At 55.7% G+C, this 16,314-nt stretch carries 18 protein-coding genes and 3 pseudogenes; 14 read left to right on the top strand and 7 right to left on the bottom strand.

All coding sequences use genetic code 11. The annotated features are described in order from the left end of the window. Window positions 1–110 precede the first annotated feature (110 nt). Window positions 111–452 carry a hypothetical protein gene (locus BLM14_RS21300; protein WP_100001878.1) on the top strand — a complete coding sequence of 114 codons (342 nt, stop codon included), beginning with the start codon at window positions 111–113 and terminating at the stop codon, window positions 450–452. A 488-nt stretch (window positions 453–940) separates the two neighbouring features. Further along, on the top strand, window positions 941–1,219 hold the full coding sequence (locus tag BLM14_RS21290; protein WP_162293220.1) for a hypothetical protein: 279 nt from the start codon (window positions 941–943) through the stop codon (window positions 1,217–1,219). Window positions 1,220–1,377: 158 nt separating this feature from the next. Here BLM14_RS21290 and BLM14_RS31175 read toward each other — a convergent pair whose 3' ends face one another. From BLM14_RS31175 to BLM14_RS32000, 5 genes are all read right to left on the bottom strand, one after another. Next, a complete protein-coding gene (locus tag BLM14_RS31175; protein ID WP_157929569.1) occupies window positions 1,378–1,539 on the bottom strand; it encodes a hypothetical protein in 162 nt (53 codons plus the stop codon). 171 nt (window positions 1,540–1,710) lie between these two features. Next, complete coding sequence (locus BLM14_RS21285; RefSeq protein WP_100001875.1) at window positions 1,711–2,121, bottom strand: hypothetical protein; 411 nt, start codon at window positions 2,119–2,121, stop codon at window positions 1,711–1,713. 48 nt (window positions 2,122–2,169) lie between these two features. Further along, window positions 2,170–2,475 (bottom strand): hypothetical protein, encoded by a 306-nt coding sequence (locus BLM14_RS21280; RefSeq protein WP_100001874.1) that lies wholly within the window; start codon window positions 2,473–2,475, stop codon window positions 2,170–2,172. Window positions 2,476–2,639: 164 nt separating this feature from the next. Then, entirely contained in the window at window positions 2,640–3,761 is a 1,122-nt protein-coding gene (locus BLM14_RS21275) for a branched-chain amino acid ABC transporter substrate-binding protein (protein ID WP_100001873.1), read from the bottom strand. Window positions 3,762–4,058: 297 nt separating this feature from the next. Continuing rightward, a complete protein-coding gene (locus BLM14_RS32000; RefSeq protein WP_100001872.1) occupies window positions 4,059–4,415 on the bottom strand; it encodes a type II toxin-antitoxin system VapC family toxin in 357 nt (118 codons plus the stop codon). A gap of 167 nt (window positions 4,416–4,582) precedes the next feature. On the opposite strand from BLM14_RS32000, the gene BLM14_RS21265 reads away from it, so the two are divergent. The 7 genes and pseudogenes from BLM14_RS21265 (at window position 4,583) to BLM14_RS21235 (ending at window position 12,173) form a co-directional block, all read left to right on the top strand. Then, a complete protein-coding gene (locus BLM14_RS21265) occupies window positions 4,583–5,467 on the top strand; it encodes an AraC family transcriptional regulator (RefSeq protein WP_100001871.1) in 885 nt (294 codons plus the stop codon). Window positions 5,468–5,650: 183 nt separating this feature from the next. Beyond that, window positions 5,651–6,709 carry an ABC transporter substrate-binding protein gene (locus BLM14_RS21260; protein ID WP_100001870.1) on the top strand — a complete coding sequence of 353 codons (1,059 nt, stop codon included), beginning with the start codon at window positions 5,651–5,653 and terminating at the stop codon, window positions 6,707–6,709. A gap of 81 nt (window positions 6,710–6,790) precedes the next feature. Further along, window positions 6,791–7,612 carry an ATP-binding cassette domain-containing protein gene (locus tag BLM14_RS21255; protein ID WP_100002179.1) on the top strand — a complete coding sequence of 274 codons (822 nt, stop codon included), beginning with the start codon at window positions 6,791–6,793 and terminating at the stop codon, window positions 7,610–7,612. Further along, window positions 7,609–8,868, top strand: coding sequence for a sugar ABC transporter permease (locus BLM14_RS21250; RefSeq protein ID WP_100001869.1), 1,260 nt, complete (start codon window positions 7,609–7,611; stop codon window positions 8,866–8,868). Before BLM14_RS21255 ends, BLM14_RS21250 begins: the two co-directional genes overlap by 4 nt. A 28-nt stretch (window positions 8,869–8,896) precedes the next feature. After that, complete coding sequence (locus BLM14_RS21245) at window positions 8,897–9,625, top strand: SDR family oxidoreductase (RefSeq protein ID WP_100001868.1); 729 nt, start codon at window positions 8,897–8,899, stop codon at window positions 9,623–9,625. Window positions 9,626–9,627: 2 nt separating this feature from the next. Then, window positions 9,628–11,268 carry an FGGY-family carbohydrate kinase gene (locus BLM14_RS21240; RefSeq protein WP_100001867.1) on the top strand — a complete coding sequence of 547 codons (1,641 nt, stop codon included), beginning with the start codon at window positions 9,628–9,630 and terminating at the stop codon, window positions 11,266–11,268. Between the two features lie 102 nt (window positions 11,269–11,370). Continuing rightward, window positions 11,371–12,173, top strand: a pseudogene (locus BLM14_RS21235) (SDR family NAD(P)-dependent oxidoreductase). A 174-nt stretch (window positions 12,174–12,347) separates the two neighbouring features. Here BLM14_RS21235 and BLM14_RS21230 read toward each other — a convergent pair. Further along, window positions 12,348–12,779: a winged helix-turn-helix transcriptional regulator gene (locus tag BLM14_RS21230; RefSeq protein ID WP_100001866.1), complete on the bottom strand. Its 432-nt coding sequence runs from the start codon at window positions 12,777–12,779 to the stop codon at window positions 12,348–12,350. An 89-nt stretch (window positions 12,780–12,868) separates the two neighbouring features. Between BLM14_RS21230 and BLM14_RS21225 the strand changes: the two genes are divergently transcribed. The 4 genes and pseudogenes from BLM14_RS21225 to BLM14_RS31995 form a co-directional block, all read left to right on the top strand. After that, window positions 12,869–13,684, top strand: a complete 816-nt coding sequence (locus BLM14_RS21225) for an oxidoreductase (protein WP_100001865.1) — start codon at window positions 12,869–12,871, stop codon at window positions 13,682–13,684. Between the two features lie 6 nt (window positions 13,685–13,690). Further along, window positions 13,691–13,912, top strand: a pseudogene (locus tag BLM14_RS32905) (alcohol dehydrogenase catalytic domain-containing protein); the annotation flags it as partial. Further along, window positions 13,893–14,099: a zinc-binding dehydrogenase gene (locus tag BLM14_RS32900; protein WP_472459584.1), complete on the top strand. Its 207-nt coding sequence runs from the start codon at window positions 13,893–13,895 to the stop codon at window positions 14,097–14,099. The pseudogene BLM14_RS32905 and the gene BLM14_RS32900, both read left to right, overlap by 20 nt. A gap of 87 nt (window positions 14,100–14,186) precedes the next feature. Then, a pseudogene (locus tag BLM14_RS31995) lies at window positions 14,187–14,794 on the top strand (IS5 family transposase); the annotation flags it as partial. 318 nt (window positions 14,795–15,112) lie between these two features. Here the strand turns inward: BLM14_RS31995 and BLM14_RS21200 are convergent. Further along, entirely contained in the window at window positions 15,113–15,571 is a 459-nt protein-coding gene (locus BLM14_RS21200) for a hypothetical protein (RefSeq protein WP_237143636.1), read from the bottom strand. A gap of 102 nt (window positions 15,572–15,673) precedes the next feature. Here BLM14_RS21200 and BLM14_RS21195 point away from each other — a divergent pair, with 102 nt between their 5' ends. Beyond that, window positions 15,674–16,276, top strand: coding sequence for a TetR/AcrR family transcriptional regulator (locus tag BLM14_RS21195; RefSeq protein WP_100001862.1), 603 nt, complete (start codon window positions 15,674–15,676; stop codon window positions 16,274–16,276). The last annotated feature ends 38 nt before the right edge of the window (window positions 16,277–16,314 follow it).

Here is a 16,314-nt window from a genome sequence, read left to right as displayed (position 1 = left end):
TATCCCTTGCTTTGCCAAGGTCCACAGGATTGATTGGTGTTCACTGGTTCCTTTTACCTCACAGGAACATCTTGAAAGACCGGTTGCGTAGCGAGTTATCGCTGGGATGCATGAAGTTAAAAGACGCGATGATCGTCTTTCCCATTGCATGGGCGATATTCTTCGGGGGTGCATACTTGGTCCATCGACTTAATGTTTCACGCATCAATAGTCGTCCCCACGCAACGGCGACGATTGTGGACGCATGGACCGAGTATCGAGGTGGTAGCAAGCCGTATGCCGTTACGATTGGCCGCATAAAGTTTGAGCGCATAAGCAGTGGCAAGGCTATTAACTGTGAGATCTCTCATCACATTGGATATCCAACCGATAATCTTCAAATCGGCGACACGATCGACGTCGTTTTTATTGGAGTTGTTATTGAGCTGTTGCGCAAAGGATGGATGTGGTAGCGGCATCCGCGCTTTAACACGAACTACGTCGTTAATGCCGGTTGAGAAACTGGGATCATCAGATGATCAAGAACAGCATTTAGCACGATGTAAATGCAAACCGGCGAATTCGCCGCCTTAGCTATCAGGAGATATTTGCAAATGGACACCGGCGTTCTGGCCAACAGACTCTATATGCTGGCATACCTGTGCTTTGCACCCAGTTCGTTAATATTAATGGTAGTTTTGTATCGGCGTGTTACAAACCGACCTGAGTTCTGGAGTCAAGTTGTTTACTGGAGGGACGACCTCGATCGGAATCTATTCGTAAAGCTAAACAGATTCAAAACACACAAATTGCCCATTATCTCGCAGGAAATTCGCGCGTACCATGCAACGAAATTTGGCAAAGTTGTTTGCAGGGTCTGGCTGTGCTCCTTGGCTACATCGGTCGTGGCCACAGTCTGGATCATAGGCCTGGATATAACAACGCTCGGCATGAACCGGCATTGAACATGCGAGACAGAGCATTATTTGCGATCGAACATGGTGTTTATGGTAGGGCCCATAAGAGTGTTCGCGAAAGGGCGACGATGCACCAGAATGAAACGAAGCGTCACTTTGCGCTGAACAGGTTTGAGCAGAATATGCGCAATCCACATGACCATGCGCTCAAAGTGGTCTCGCGGAAGGAATTGACGCAAGGCTGGGTATCTACCGCCTGCCTTGTTGCGGCTTTGTTTGTTGTTGTTGTTGTTGGCGGACTTTTAATATTTGTAGGCATTTAGTACGGTCCGACACGGACTATTGCGCCTCAGCAAATACCCGTCGCACCAGTATGATTGCATGGCAATGTACAAGCCGAATTCGGTGTCCATCCGCGCACATTTATCGGTGATATCTCCCTTAGCTCCGGGAAGTGAGGTGCCGTTTCGCATCGGTATATTTAAAAGTAAAAATCCACAAACTCCGTCAAGCGGTCATATGAGTACAGCAACGAGATGGCTGTCAGTAGCCCGATGCCTGCCCAAGCCACGATCTTTGCGAGCCAACCACGTTTTGCCACGCCGAGTAGCTTTTCTGTCACGAAATCAAAGAATATGCTCATTCAGTTCTCACTATCTCGCTTATGCTCGCTGTAATACCATTCCTGGCCGTACCGCTTCTCGAAACCAGACGTTCCCACGCCCGCAACCCTCATGAATGCAATGGTGCTCGAACAGGCCAAGCCGCGCTCCTCCATAATGTTCGAGGAAGGTTTGCCGTAGCGGTGTTTCACTCATTTATTTGCGCACACCGTCCTGAGGCGATATTCAAACACCCTGGTTTTTCCTTCGACATAGTCTGACTTCTCTTGCCGTGATGAGAAATTGTATTTGTCGAGATCATGATCATCTACAATCTCATTAAAGAACTTCATTGCTTTCGCACTGTTGTTCGACGTTGCGGCGACATATGCGAGAAACACTTGGCGATTGTTAGCAAGCGATTCCGACACCGCGATGGCGCACTGGCAATATGATTCAGACAGGGTCTTAATCGCCACGCATTGTTCCAGCATTTGCTTAGTTGAAGGTCCCGCTTCCTCAACTTGCGCCTGACCACCAGATGGTATTAACGCCAACAGGAGAGCAAGCGTCGGCAAGGCGAAGGACGGAGCAACAGATGAGTTTGAATGGCTAATTTTCATCACAGTAGTAATGGCTCTTCCTGCGCCTACCTAATTCGCAACAATGCATCAATGTGGAGTATTCCTGCCGGCGGCCCGCTGTTCCTTTTTCTGAATTGCCGTCAACATTTTGTCTGCCCATGATCCATAAAATCGATGCAGTATGAAGAGACATAAACCGAATACAAACACCATCGCAAAACCATAGGCGGGGACAACCAGTGCTCCAATACTTCGTCCGTTAGAGGCTGCACGCGAAAGCGGGCCCCCATATTTTTCGTAGGCCAGAGCCCCGATCAAAAGGACAACATTCGTCAGAAAGCTGATCAAGGCGAACTGCTTGAGAAAGTTTCCGAGCTTAAAAAATTCCGTCATAGATTTCCCCACCATCCATCCAACATCGTAAGTTTAAGGAATTGGACGATCCTAGCTCTTACCTCGTGCCAAAAAGCAGTGGCCGACACGTGGGATTGCTGTGACCCGTCAGCAGGTCCCGATGCGGACTCAGCGGAATTGGCTTTGGAGGAGTTTGGATGCATTCATTGTGGGTAGTAGCTGTATGAGCCATCTGCTGCCTTCGCCCATTTGTACATGACATAGCCCGGGAGAGTGGAGTCGCCCTTCTTGTCGTACGAGATATCACCGAGAACCGTTTTGAACGGTCCTTTCTCCTTCATTGCCTTGGCCACCATTTTCGGGTCGGTTGATTTTGCAGCGGTGGCCGCGGCGGCGATACTTTGGACGGCCGCATAGGCATTGAATGCGTACTCAACCGGTTCGATACCCGCCGCACGAAACTTCTCGACAAGGTACTTATGCGCCGGATTGTTTGCCGGTTGAGGCGCGAACGTGTTTAATGTCCCAGCAACAGCGTCGCCGGCAATCGAGGCGAGTCTGTTTGTGATTATCCCATCTCCGGAAACGAACTGGACTTGGAGGTCATTCTCGGCAAGCTGGCGCATTATCTGCCCCGCCTGTTTGTCGAGCCCGCCCCAGTACAGCAACGTAACCCCGGCCTTTCGCACCCTCGCAACCAATGGCGAAAACTCCTCGCTGCGATAATCAATGTTTTGGCGGAATGCTACTTTGACGCCTTTGGCCTTGAGAGTTTTCGCAGTTGCATTAGCGAGGCCGCGGCCATATGGCGTCTTGTCATCAACGATCGCAATTTTCGCATCCTTGAATTTTTCGGCAATGTAGGCTGCTGCGACATTCCCCTGCCGGTCATCCCGCCCACAGGTTCGGAACGTGTTCCAAAGGGGTTTGGGTCTATCGGTGAAAGTTGGATTTGTCGAAGCAGGGGACACCATTAGGATGCCGTTTCGAGCATAGACGTCCGACGTATAGATTGACACGCCAGAGTTGACGTGGCCGATGACGAACTTGACGCCGCTCGAGACAAACTTGTTGGCAACAGCCATGCCCTGCGCCGGATCATACGCATCGTCACCAACTGAAAATAAGATCTTCTCGCCGTTGATGCCACCGGACGCGTTGATCTCATCAGCAGCGGCCTCGGCGCCCTTCTGAATCTGAACCCCGTAGGCACCATAATCGCCGGTGAAAGGCGCTCCTATTCCAATCAATATGTCTGCGTTTGCAAGACTGCAGAAGTTGAGCATTGCGGCAAATGCTACGCCGAAAAAGAGTATCACTCTCATTGCTATTATGTCCCCCGGTGCGAACCAGCACTGGAGCAGACAATCATGCGAACCGGGACAACTGCAAGTGCCGGCGATTGTTTTCAATGGATATTTCTAGGCGCCCAGTTCAGCGGGCGCGTTTTCCCGCAATGCCGTTTGAGTGCTGAACCGGATCGTTCTCGATCTGTGCTTCGAAAATCGCATAATGTCTCACCTGGAACCGTCGACAAACGTCCTCATCTGGCCCAAAGCGGTGACTCGTCGGTTCACATGATCCAAAGGGATAGGGTGTTCCGACTTGATATGTTGGCAATTTTAGTTGGGACGATTTACGGGTAGGTGCGGTGAAGCGCCTGCCTTTTCGGCCGCTGCTCTTAGGCGCTTGTCTTTGGTCCATAAGGTCGCTCGCTGATCGAGAAGGACGGATGCCAGCAAGTGAGCATCGGTGTAGCCAATGCCGATGCTGAAAAGACTGTGGCGATCGATCATAGTCATGACTTCGTCGTGCGTGGCGATGACCGCCGCGCGCTGCGCCGCCAGAAAAGCGATCACGCTGCCGCGATCCCTAAGGCTGCCAAGCGCCAGCTCACCGATCACGGCTGGGTGGCAAAGTAGGAGGTCGTCTTCAATAATCCTGCACAGCTCCGCATCAACTTCGCATGTGCGAAACAGCGCTTCGTTAGAAGTAAAATGTCAAAAAAGTATCAGTGACGTGGCGCTACCGTAGTAGCCTTCGGGCTATATGACGGTTAGGTTTCAACCGCGTTTGTGAAAAATGCTTCTGGGAGGAGGCGTCCGGTTAGGACCGCAAGATTGAAAGACGCAGGGAGGAGATTCAAGTGAATCCAGATTTGGAAGTAGTCCAGATCGGCCGCGGCGAGTCGTTCAAGGCCTGGGAGCACGGCTATCCCTTCCACACCGTACGCTGGCACTTTCATCCAGAATACGAAATACATCATGTCGTCGCGACAAGCGGGCGATATTTCGTAGGCGACTTCATCGGTGAGTTCGAACCGGGCAATCTGGTTCTCACCGGCCCCAATTTGCCGCATAACTGGGTGAGCAACATTCCTGTCGGCACCTGCATACCTTTGCGGGGCAGAGTGGTGCAATTCAACGAAGCGTTCATAACGGACGCCACCAACGTCTTTCCCGAGCTAGCGGCGTGCCTGCCCATGTTGGAGCTCAGTCGGCGCGGAGCGCTGTTTTCTGCAGCGACGGCGAGCGCAATCGGACCAATGCTGAAGGAACTTGTAGCAGCCAAAGGCTTGCGGCGCATCGAACTCTTTATCGGGGTGTTGAATGCGATGAGTTCCGCGACGGAAACGCGTTCGCTGGCAAGTTCGCGATACATGCCCGATCCGTCTGGATTCATGTCGGCTGGCGTCAACCAGGCTCTTTCCTACATCAACTGCCACTTAACTGAACCCTTCAGCGAAGGGGATCTCGCTGGCCTGACCGGACAAAGCGCCAGTGCTTTTTCTCGCAGTTTCCGCCGCCACACGGGTATGGCGCTGGTCCAGTACGTCAACCGCCTGCGGATTAATTTCGCGTGCCATCTGCTGATGAGCGAGCCCGCGATGACCATCACCGACATTTGTTTCGCGGCTGGCTTCAACAATATTTCCAACTTCAATCGCCATTTTTTGGCGCAAAAGGGCATGGCCCCTTCGCGCTTTAAAACATTATTGGCACAGAACGTCAGAGCGGTGGAGGCCGCATAAGAGGAGGAAAGGGAGGACGAAAAATCGGCGAGAAGTGCGGAGCGCAGCTGCGCGCCGTAGGGATCGCTTTGCCAATTTTCTGGATGGCAAACGGCAAGTCATCGCCCATGGCCAGATTCAACATGCTTTAGAATGAAAGCGGGAACGCAAAAAACCATCATCAAACGACAAGGGAGAAATTCTATGACGAGAATCGCAATTAAAATGACCGGAGCCGCAGCGCTTGTCGCCGGTCTTCTCGGGAGTGTATCGGCATTTGCCCAGTCAGGTGCTACAGTCGCCTTTCTAATGCCGGATCAAGCCTCGACTAGATATGAGGAGCACGACGCCCCCGGATTCATCGCCGAGATGAAAAAGCTATGCGCTGATTGCAAGGTTGTTTATCAGAACGCCGACGCCGATGCTTCGCGTCAGCAGCAGCAATTTAACTCCGTCGTATCGCAAGGCGCGAAGGTCATTGTGCTCGATCCCGTGGATTCCACAGCGGCCGCATCTCTGGTCAAGCAAGCCCAGGCGCAAGGCATCAAGGTCATTGCTTACGACCGGCCCATTCCGGACGCAAAGGCCGACTTCTACGTTTCGTTCAACAATGAAGGCATCGGGAAAGCGATCGCCGATTCCCTGGTCGAGCATCTGAAGGCAAAGGGGGTGGCTGCTGCGGACGGCGGGGTGCTGCAGATCAACGGCTCTCCGACCGACGCTGCGGCGGGACTGATCAAAAAGGGTATTCATGCCGGTCTGGACAACAGCGGCTATGAAATCCTGGCTGAATACGACACGCCTGAATGGGCTCCGCCAAAGGCGCAGCAATGGACGAGCGGGCAAGTCACACGCTTCGGAAAGAAAATCGTGGGGATTGTCGCGGCGAACGACGGAACCGGCGGTGGGGCGATCGCAGCTTTGAAGGCAGCCGGTGTGGATCCGGTTCCGCCGGTGACCGGCAACGACGCGACGATTGCAGCGCTCCAGCTGATCATCTCGGGGGACCAGTACAACACGATTTCCAAGCCCAGCGAAATCGTCGCGGCTGCAGCAGCCAACGCTGCAGTGAAATTGCTTGCAGGCGAGACGCCAAAGGCTGACGTCACTTTGTACGACACCCCGTCCCAGCTATTCATTCCCGCTGTCGTCACGGCCGAGAACTTGAAAGCGGAGATCATCGACAAGAACATCATGAAAGCCGAGCAGCTTTGCGTCGATCGCTATGCCGAGGGATGCAAAAAATTGGGCATTGGTGGATGAACTGATGAAGCGGAAGTTCCGGCCGCGGTGCGCGCAGCCGGAACTTCCCTTATCCAGCCCTATTGGAAAGGCATGCCGCAAATGACCGAAACCGTCGACCGAAAAACGCCTGCGGGCGAAATGGTGCTTAGCCTACGGGGCATCTCCAAGAGTTTTGGTGCTGTTTCGGCTCTGACCGACATTGATCTCGATGTCCATGCGGGCGAGGTCGTTGCCCTCGTCGGCGACAACGGAGCCGGGAAATCAACCTTGGTGAAGACGCTCGCGGGCGTGCATCAACCGACAGCTGGAACGATCACTTTCCGCGGCCAACCCGTTACGATGACAGACCCGAGCGCAGCGCTCAACCTCGGCATCGCCACGGTGTTCCAAGATCTGGCGCTATGCGAGAACCTGGACGTCGTCGCCAACATTTTTCTGGGACGCGAGCTCAAACCGATGCAGCTTGACGAAACGGCGATGGAAGTCAGGTCCTGGACGCTGCTGAACGAACTTTCCGCGCGAATCCCGAGCGTCCGCATTCCAATCGCATCGCTCTCCGGGGGGCAGCGCCAAACCGTTGCAATCGCCAGGTCGCTACTGCTTGAACCGAAACTTATTCTCCTTGACGAACCAACCGCTGCCCTGGGCGTAGCGCAGACTGCCGAAGTACTGAACCTGATCGAAAGAGTACGGGATCGCGGACTCGGCGTCATCATGATCAGCCACAACATGGAAGACGTCCGTGCCGTAGCCGACCGGATCGTCGTCCTGAGGCTCGGTCGCAACAATGGTGTGTTCTATCCGGATGCGACGAACCAAGAACTGGTCGGTGCAATCACCGGCGCAGTCGACAACTCCGTCACGCGAAGGGAAGAGCGACGTCACGCCGAGCAGCAGCTTTCTGAAGGGGGACAACCATGACGAGCAACGTCAAAGACAATGCACTCCCAGCCGTTATGTTGGATCGCAGCGACGAGCGCCTGAAGCACGAAGCGGGTATTGGCGGTGCCGTCCGCGCTTTCATCGATCGCGTGCGGTCGGGCGACCTCGGTTCGCTTCCAGTCGTGGTCGGACTGGCATTGATATGGACTGTATTCGCCAGCCTCAATCCGATATTTTTGTCGAGCAACAATCTCGTGAACCTGCTGTTCGACTGCTCGACAGTCGGCGTCATCGCACTCGGTATTGTGTGCGTGCTTATGGTAGGTGAGATCGATCTGTCTGTCGGATCGATCAGCGGCTTTGCCTCGGCCATTGTCGGCACGCTATGGGTCAACCAAGGTTGGCCGGTTGCCCTGGCCATCCTCGCCGCCGTTGCCGTCGGGGGCCTCATCGGGTCGCTTTATGCGCTCTTATACAATCGCTTGGGCATGCCAAGCTTCGTCGCGACGCTTTCCGGTTTGCTGGCGGTTCTGGGGATGCAGCTTTATATCCTCGGTTCCACCGGCTCGATCAACCTGCCGTACGGGTCAGTCATGGTCAATTTCGGGCAGATGTTGGTGATGCCGCGCCTTTTGGCCCATGTTCTCGCTGCGGTCCCTGGCGTAGTGATGCTCGCGACGGGCATTCGCACGATTTCTCGCCGCCGCGAAGCCAATTTATCCGCACCGTCGTTGGGAAGCATTGTCCTTCGCGCCGCGGCCACAACATTGGTGCTGGAGATCATCGTTCTCTACCTGAATCAGGATCGCGGTATTCCTTGGATGTTCGGTCTTTTCGTGGGACTGGTGATGTTGATGAACTATGCGTTGACGCGCACCCAATGGGGCCGGTCCATGACAGCGGTAGGCGGAAACCGCGAGGCGGCTCGTCGTGCCGGCATCAACGTCCGGCGCATCTACGCCAGTGCCTTCGTGCTCTGCTCGATGTTGGCGGCACTCGGCGGCGTGCTTTCTGCGTCCCGCCTGGCGTCTGCAAGCCAGCAAGCCGGTACCGGCGATGTCAATCTCAATGCGATAGCAGCGGCTGTCATCGGTGGAACGAGTTTGTTCGGCGGACGGGGCAACGCCTACTCAGCGCTGCTCGGCATCATCGTGATCCAGTCGATCGCCAACGGCCTGACGCTTCTCGATCTGTCATCTTCTCTTCGGTACATGATCACGGGCGGTGTTCTTGCAATCGCCGTCATCGTCGATTCTTTAGCGCGCCGGTCGAGAGTTTCCCACGGTCGCGCTTGATGCAACGTTCTAACAAGTAAGGTTTGCCATGAAACAGGAACTGTCAGGAAAGGTCGCAGCCATTACCGGCGCAGCCTCTGGAATCGGCCTCGAATGTGCCAAATATTTACTGCGCGAAGGGGCCAGTGTCGCACTCGTCGACAGGGCAGAGGATGCCTTGAACAAATTATGTTCCGACTTGGGGCCACAAGCTTATCCCGTGGTCGTCGACCTGACGAAGCCGGACGAAGTTTCGACAATGCTGCCACGTATCCTGGAGAAGTGGGGGCGTCTCGATATCTTCCACGCCAATGCCGGCTCTTACGTTGGGGGGGAAGTCGTGGATGGAGACCCGGATGCCTGGGACCGAATGCTCAACCTCAACATCAACGCTGCATTCCGATCGGTCCAAGCCGTGCTGCCTCATATGGTCGAGCGCAAAAGCGGCGACATCATCATGACCAGCTCCATCGCCGGCCTGGTTCCGGTGGTAGGGGAGCCGATCTACACGGCATCAAAATATGCGGTGCAAGCATTCGTCCATACGGTTCGACGCCAAGTGGCAAAGCACGGCATCCGGGTGGGCGCGGTAGCGCCAGGCCCGGTAATTACCGCTCTGATTAGTGACTGGCCTAAAGAAAAGCTTGATGACGCGATCGCGGCGGGAGGGTTGATGGAGGCAAGCGAAGTGGCGGAGGCAGTGCTGTTCATGTTGTCCAGACCGCGCAACGTCACCATCCGCGATTTGGTCATTCTGCCCTTCAGTTCGGACTTGTGAAGATGGCCGCCCACTTCATCGGTGTCGACGTCGGAACGGGCAGCGCTCGCGCGGGGGTCTTTAACGAGAACGGCACTCTGCTAGCCGTGGCGAAGCGCCCGATCAACATCTGGCAAGAGGCAGGCGACGTCGTCGAGCAATCGAGCGAAGATATCTGGAGTGCAGTGTCCACAAGCGTGAGGGAGGCAGTGGCGGCTTCCGGCGTCGATACGGCCGACATCCGGGGTCTGGGATTCGACGCCACATGTTCGCTCGTAGCCGTCGCAGCCGATGGCTCCCCGGTTGCGGTCGGAAGCTCAGGCGATCCGAAGCGAAACATCATTGTCTGGATGGACCACCGCGCCGCTGGCGAAGCAGAAGAGATCAATGCCGGCGGACACGAAGTCCTGAGGTACGTAGGTGGTCGTATCTCACCCGAAATGGAGACGCCGAAACTTTTGTGGTTGAAGCGCAATCTGCCGGACTCCTTTGCTGCCGCCAAGCACTTTTTCGACCTCGCCGATTATCTGACATGGCGGGCAACCGGCTCTTTGACGCGCTCGACCTGTACCGTCACGTGCAAATGGACCTATCTCGCTCACGAAAGTCGCTGGGACACGGACTATTTCAACAAGATCGGTTTGGAGGAACTGGTTGCGGAGCGTTTTGCCAGAATTGGGACCGAGATCGCGTGGCCGGGCACACCGATTGCTTCCGGTTTGACTGAAACGGCCGCTCCGGAACTGGGATTGCATCCGGGGACCGCCGTCGCCGCATCTCTGATCGATGCGCATGCCGGCGGCCTCGGGACTTTGGGGGCGGCCGGAGAGGGGGTGACCTCGGACATCGGTCGCCGCCTTGCGTACATCTTCGGCACCTCGGCGTGTTCCATGGCGTCCAGTCAAGAGCCCGTTTTCGTAGATGGCGTATGGGGGCCGTACTTCTCCGCCATGATCCCCGATCTATGGCTCAACGAAGGCGGACAATCGGCCGCCGGTGCCGCGATCGACCACCTCGTGGCAATGCATCCAGCGTCGGCATCGGCCACCGAGCTTGCCGAAGCAGCCGGGATACCGCTTGTAGGTTGGCTTGACGCAGAGGCGTCCAAAATGTGCAGTAGCCCAGAGGATGTTATGGCTTTGGCGCATCGGATCCATGTTGTTCCGGAGTTTTTGGGAAACAGATCGCCAAACGCCGATCCGGATGCACGTGCAGTCATAGCAGGTTTGAGCCTCGACGCGGGGATACCGGACCTCGTCGCATTGTACATCGCCGGGCTCTGCGGCATCGGCTATGGGCTTAAACAGCTTCTGGTCAAACTGCGCGAAGACGGAATTCCAATTGACCTCATCATCGCAAGCGGCGGCGCGGCGCAAAGCGACCTCGTCAGGCAGTTGCTGGCCGACGCTACAGGTGTCCGGGTGGCGGTAATTGACAACCCTGAGCCTGTATTGCTCGGCTCGGCCATGCTGGCCGCCGTGGCTTCCGGTCATCGCAGGAACTTGGTCGATGCGATGGTGACCATGTCAAGCATCTCGAGAGTGTTCGAGCCCGCCCAAGGCGCACCCAAGAAAGCGCATGAAACTAGATATCGCATCTTCGAAAGCCTCCAGTTGGTCGACCGGGAGATAAGGACGGAGCTTCGGATGGGATTGCAGCAGTAGAGCTGGAAATTTACTCGATGTGCCAGCTGCCTTGCCGCTTGGCGTGTGAATTTCATCACCCCGACAACCCCAACATGAGAGCGAATACGCAACTCGACCTAAATTCTTGTTGAACTTGGGACCACGCCGAAATCATTCGAGGAGTATTATGCAAATCAGCTTAAACACGCGCCGGATTTTGGCCTTGCAGGAAAAGTGACCTTAGTGACAGGCGCATCTCGCGGGATAGGAAGAGCTTGCGCCCTAGCGTGCGCTGCCGCAGATTCCGATATTGTTCTCGGATTGGGTAACGTTGCTGCGTCCAAGGAACTGATTGAGGAAATAGACGGTATGGGAAGGAAAGTCCTTCCCGTCCAGCTGGATATTTCACAACGACATCAGATAGAGACGTCCATCTCCAAGGCGATTGAGAGCTTCGGACGGATTGATGTTCTGGTGAACAATGTCGGCGTAGCACCCGGTGATCTTGCAGAGCGTGTTGCTGAGGCAGATGTGGACGAAATTCTCCAGGTGAACATTAAAGGCACCTTCCTAATGACCCAAACGGTTGCCCGGCAGATGATCGCACAAAAGGCAGGCCGCATCATAAGCATAAGCTCCCAAGCTGGCACGGTGACGCTTCGCGGCGAGGCAATCTATTGTATGAGCAAGGCCGCGATAAAGCATCTGATGCGTTGTCTTTCAGCTGAATGGGCGCGCCGACATTCGTATGGACCGATGGAACGAGGCCCGCACTGCCTGATAAAGACTTTTATGACAGAACACTTGCACATATTCCCATGGGCCGGATCGGCGAAACGAATGATGTCGTGGGTGCTGTCGTATTTCTAGCGTCCCCGGCAGCCTCCCTCATCGCCGGACTAAATTTGCTGGTCGATGGCGGATGGTCCATATCATCGAAATAACCGCGGCAAATACCATCTGGAGTTCACTAGGCTCAGGACCCATTAATCTGACATCAGCATTTAGCAGCAACTGCCATGAGGTATCGCTCGAAAAACGGACCACCATCGGGAACGTTACAAAGAAGCGGGCTTCCAACAGGAGTTGTCAGGCGCTGCTCCATCTTCCGTGGTGGCTCATTCGGGATCGACAATGCGAATGGGACGTGTTCCTACCGGTGCGCCGGTCCCGCGGTCGATGGTGAGGGGATCAATTTCAGTTCCGGTTTCGGCGTCGAAGAACCGGGTCACCTTGCCCCCGTTACGATATTTCCGCCCCCACGCGCCAATCGCAAACAGCACCGGCAGAAAGTCCCGCCCGGCTTCCGTCAGCACATATTCGTCACGTGGCGGGCGGTCGGAATAACGATGTTTCTCCAACATCCCCTCGTCAGTCAGAACTGAAAGTCGTGCCGTCAACATCGTCGGGGCGATACCAAGACTTTTGCGGAACTCGTCAAAGCGAGTGAGGCCCGCGTGGGCATCCCGCATGATCAGCATACTCCAAGCATCCCCCACAAGGGCAAGGCTCCGAGCGATTAGGCATGGCTGGTCGGAAAGATTTTTCATGTCGGTATCTTTTTGATAGTGACTTACTACTAAATTCATAGTAACTTATTATTCATCGATGTTCCATGACAAAATGAAAGCTGAAGGCAATGAGCAAGATAGAACACCGGGTCGCCCTCGTTACGGGCACTTCCTCAGGGATTGGGCTGGTGACTGCACAAGCGCTGCGGCGTGATGGCTATCGTGTATTCGGTACCAGCCGAAAGCCGATGTCCAATACCCCGGACGGGATCACGATGCTGATTTGCGATGTTACCGATGATGCATCGGTGCAGACGGCCGTCGATGAGGTTCTAAGCCGCGCCGGGCGGATCGATCTTCTCGTCAACAATGCCGGGATCGGGCTGCTCGGCGGCGCTGAAGAGTCCTCTGCGGCGCAGGCGAAGGCTGTGTTCGACGTGAACGTGTTCGGTGTCCTGCGAATGACAAATGCAGTCCTGCCCGTAATGCGACGCCAGCGCAGGGGCCGGATTGTCAACCTGAGTTCCATACTCGGGCTCATTCCCGCTCCTTATAACGCCCTCTATGCATCGACCAAACACGCAATCGAGGGCTATTCGGAATCTCTCGATCACGAAGTTCGGACACAGGGCATTCGCATCGTACTTGTCGAGCCCGGCGTGACACGCACGTCCTTCGAAGAGAACCTCACCCGGCCGGACCAGCCGCTCGCCTTCTATGATACCAGCCGTGCCGACGCGGAGAAGTTGATGCGAGAGATCATCGAGAAGGGTGACGCACCTGATGTGGTCGCCGCAACGGTCGTAAGGGCCGCCAATGCGGCATCACCCAAAAGACGCTACACTGCAGGCAAATCCGCGGGGCAGGTTCGGTTTATGCGACGGTTCCTGCCGGAGTCCTTCGTCGATAAAAACCTGCGGAAATTCAGTCGGCTCCCTGACTGAACGTTCATCGCTGGTGGTGCCCTGCGTTTCACTGAAAGTCCGGAGCCTGAGCTGCGGGCGAATGACGTGATGATGGAGATTCACGCCGCCAGTGTGAATGTTCTGGATGCCAAGATCAGAGATGGTGAGTTCAGGCTCATCCTGCCATACCGCCTTCCGCTGGTTCTCGGCAACGACGTAGCGGGCGTTGTGGTCCGGGTCGGGGCCAATGTCCGGCAGTTTAAGCCCGGTCAGCTATTCCTTCCTCTTCATGACGGCCAACGGCGGGCAGCTCGCAAAGATCACCGCGCTGATCGAGGCAGGTGCCATTCGACCAGTCGTCGATCGGGTCTTCCCGTTCGAGAAGACCAATGAGGCGCTGGCTCATGTCGAGACAGACCGTGCGAAGGGGAAGGTTGTCGTCGCTGTGAAGTGACGTCTGGTGGCCAATAGGGCCAGCGTCATTTATCACTTGCAGCCATATCGAGGGATTGATTCAATTGCAGTGCAAGGAGGCACTGCAATGAGTGATTTAATGCTGTTATCCCAAGCGCAAATGCGCCAGATAAAGCCGTACTTTCCCTTATCCCGCGGTATTCCACGAGTCGATGACCGCAAGATCATAAGTGGTATTATCTTCGTCATTCGCAACGGATTGCGTTGGTGCGACGCGCCAAAGGAATACGGTCCTCACAAGACGATTTATAATCGCTTCATCCGCTGGAGTAGGCTTGGTGTCTTCGGTCGAATCTTGGCCGAACTCACGGCAAGATGCGGCAAGCCGAAACAATTGATGATTGATACTACCCACTTAAAAGCACATCGCACGGCAGCAAGCCTGCTAAAAAAGGGGATGTTGCCCGATGTATCGGGCGGACCAAAGGTGGTCTGAATTCGAAACTGCACGCGGTTTGCGATGGTCACGGACGGCCGTTGCTTATGTTGTTGAGTGAAGGGCAGATGAGCGATTACAGGGGCGCTGCTCTCATGCTCAAAGCCCTACCCAACGCCAAAGTATTGATTGCTGACAAGGGATATGATGCTGACTGGTTTCGAGACGCCCTTGCTGCCCGCAAAATCGCCGCCTGCATTCCGCCGAGGGCCAGCCGAAAGATCCCAATTCCGCATGATCTCCATGATCCCGGTCTCGTGCCGCGAGCGATGGCCGAAATCAGCATTCAGCACGCCTTCGATCTCGCCGCGGCGCGCGAGAACCGCGTTCCGAAGCTTCTTCAGGTTGGCCCGGCGTTCGGTCAGCGAGGGGGTGCCGTCCCTAAGGAAGGCCTCGCGCTGCCGGGCAAGGATTTGATCGAGCCGGCTGCCGGTTTTGATCTTTGTGATGGCATTCATGGCTTTGCTCCGATGTTGGTGGGTCGCCGACGCACGGGTGATCACGTGTCGGCTTATGCGGTTTGGACAGGGACTGGAGGCGCCATCCTCGTCGATGGCCTACAATTCAGGACTGCCTACATGATTGTGGGTGCTTCCGACCTCGGTGAGGGTAATCTTGGCGCCAGAACGGGAAATCTCGAGGATGGAACCGAGTTTGCCTTCCTTGCCCGGTACGGATATGGCGGCCGATTGACCTTCAGCGAGAGTGCTCGAGAAGCGCACAGGAGAGCCGGCCTCGTCGTCCGTAATCGTTGCGACAACCCGATAGCCGTCATGTTCGCTGGTGTAGTAAACCACTCCATGAAAACGGCCGAGATTGATGCTCTCGCCTGCCATGGCTGACAGTTCGCCTGCTTGCAGGGGAGACGCGGCCAGACAGAATGCCGCCAGGCCTCCGATAATGTGGGCTATTTTCAGTCTCAGCTTAAATCGTGGTGACGTGCCTATTGCCTGCGATGCCGGATAACCGGTGGGATTGCGCGCACCGCCACCTTGGTTTGTGAAGACGGGGTTCATGGTATGCTCTCCAATGTTGACAGTGTTAACTTTCGGCCATTGACATAGGCTGAGAAGTAAGCGATGTCAACATAATGTTTTCACTGGTAACTTCGAGGCAACATGAAGGACACGATTGATCGGCCTTATCACCACGGCGATTTGAGGCGTGCGGTGATCGAAACCGCCATGGGTATGCTGCATGAGGACAAGGGCTGGCAGTTCACGCTTCGGGAGGTGGCTCGCCGCGCCGGCGTCAGCAATTCCGCCCCCTACAAGCACTTTCCCGACAAAGCCGCACTGCTGGCCGAGATGGCCCTTATCGGGTTCGACGGCCTGCGCGAGGCGCTGATGAACGCGAAACCTCGATGGCCAAACTCCCGACGAAACGAATTCTTCGCCGTGGCGCGGGCCTATGTCCGATTTGGAACATCCAATCCGGGCCTCTACCGGCTCATGTTCAGCGAGGACGCCGGCAAGGCGGGGGACGTGCATTTGAGCGAAAGAGCGCTGGCGGCGTTCGGTGTGTTGACCGACCTGCTGGAGCGGGGCCAAGCCGAGGGCGTCCTGCGAAAACGCGACGTGCGCGGTCAGGCAGCCGCGTGCTGGGCGCAGATGCACGGCATCACTCTGCTTACCATCGACGGGTTATTCCTGCCGGAGAAAGTCGGCCCAAACGCCTTAGATTCTGCTCTCACCACACTGCTCGAGGGGTTAGAGAACTGACGCGGCCGGGATGTCGCTGGCCGCCTCGCAAAGCGGCA

Origin of the sequence: Phyllobacterium zundukense, assembly GCF_002764115.1 — a bacterium.
In the GTDB taxonomy this organism is placed as follows: domain Bacteria; phylum Pseudomonadota; class Alphaproteobacteria; order Rhizobiales; family Rhizobiaceae; genus Phyllobacterium; species Phyllobacterium zundukense.
This window is presented reverse-complemented; position numbering and strand designations above follow the sequence as displayed.

Excerpts from the sequence above, each read along its gene's own strand:
- BLM14_RS21240 (WP_100001867.1), top strand. The coding sequence starts at position 9,628 with ATGGCCGCCCACTTCATCGGTGTCGACGTCGGAACGGGCAGCGCTCGC.
- BLM14_RS21300 (WP_100001878.1), top strand. The coding sequence starts at position 111 with ATGAAGTTAAAAGACGCGATGATCGTCTTTCCCATTGCATGGGCGATA.
- BLM14_RS21275 (WP_100001873.1), bottom strand. The coding sequence starts at position 3,761 with ATGAGAGTGATACTCTTTTTCGGCGTAGCATTTGCCGCAATGCTCAAC.
- BLM14_RS21225 (WP_100001865.1), top strand. The coding sequence starts at position 12,869 with ATGAGCAAGATAGAACACCGGGTCGCCCTCGTTACGGGCACTTCCTCA.
- BLM14_RS21280 (WP_100001874.1), bottom strand. The coding sequence starts at position 2,475 with ATGACGGAATTTTTTAAGCTCGGAAACTTTCTCAAGCAGTTCGCCTTG.
- BLM14_RS21200 (WP_237143636.1), bottom strand. The coding sequence starts at position 15,571 with ATGAACCCCGTCTTCACAAACCAAGGTGGCGGTGCGCGCAATCCCACC.
- BLM14_RS21285 (WP_100001875.1), bottom strand. The coding sequence starts at position 2,121 with ATGAAAATTAGCCATTCAAACTCATCTGTTGCTCCGTCCTTCGCCTTG.
- BLM14_RS21195 (WP_100001862.1), top strand. The coding sequence starts at position 15,674 with ATGAAGGACACGATTGATCGGCCTTATCACCACGGCGATTTGAGGCGT.
- BLM14_RS21230 (WP_100001866.1), bottom strand. The coding sequence starts at position 12,779 with ATGAAAAATCTTTCCGACCAGCCATGCCTAATCGCTCGGAGCCTTGCC.
- BLM14_RS21260 (WP_100001870.1), top strand. The coding sequence starts at position 5,651 with ATGACGAGAATCGCAATTAAAATGACCGGAGCCGCAGCGCTTGTCGCC.
- BLM14_RS32900 (WP_472459584.1), top strand. The coding sequence starts at position 13,893 with ATGTCCGGCAGTTTAAGCCCGGTCAGCTATTCCTTCCTCTTCATGACG.
- BLM14_RS21250 (WP_100001869.1), top strand. The coding sequence starts at position 7,609 with ATGACGAGCAACGTCAAAGACAATGCACTCCCAGCCGTTATGTTGGAT.
- BLM14_RS21255 (WP_100002179.1), top strand. The coding sequence starts at position 6,791 with ATGACCGAAACCGTCGACCGAAAAACGCCTGCGGGCGAAATGGTGCTT.
- BLM14_RS21245 (WP_100001868.1), top strand. The coding sequence starts at position 8,897 with ATGAAACAGGAACTGTCAGGAAAGGTCGCAGCCATTACCGGCGCAGCC.
- BLM14_RS31175 (WP_157929569.1), bottom strand. The coding sequence starts at position 1,539 with ATGAGCATATTCTTTGATTTCGTGACAGAAAAGCTACTCGGCGTGGCA.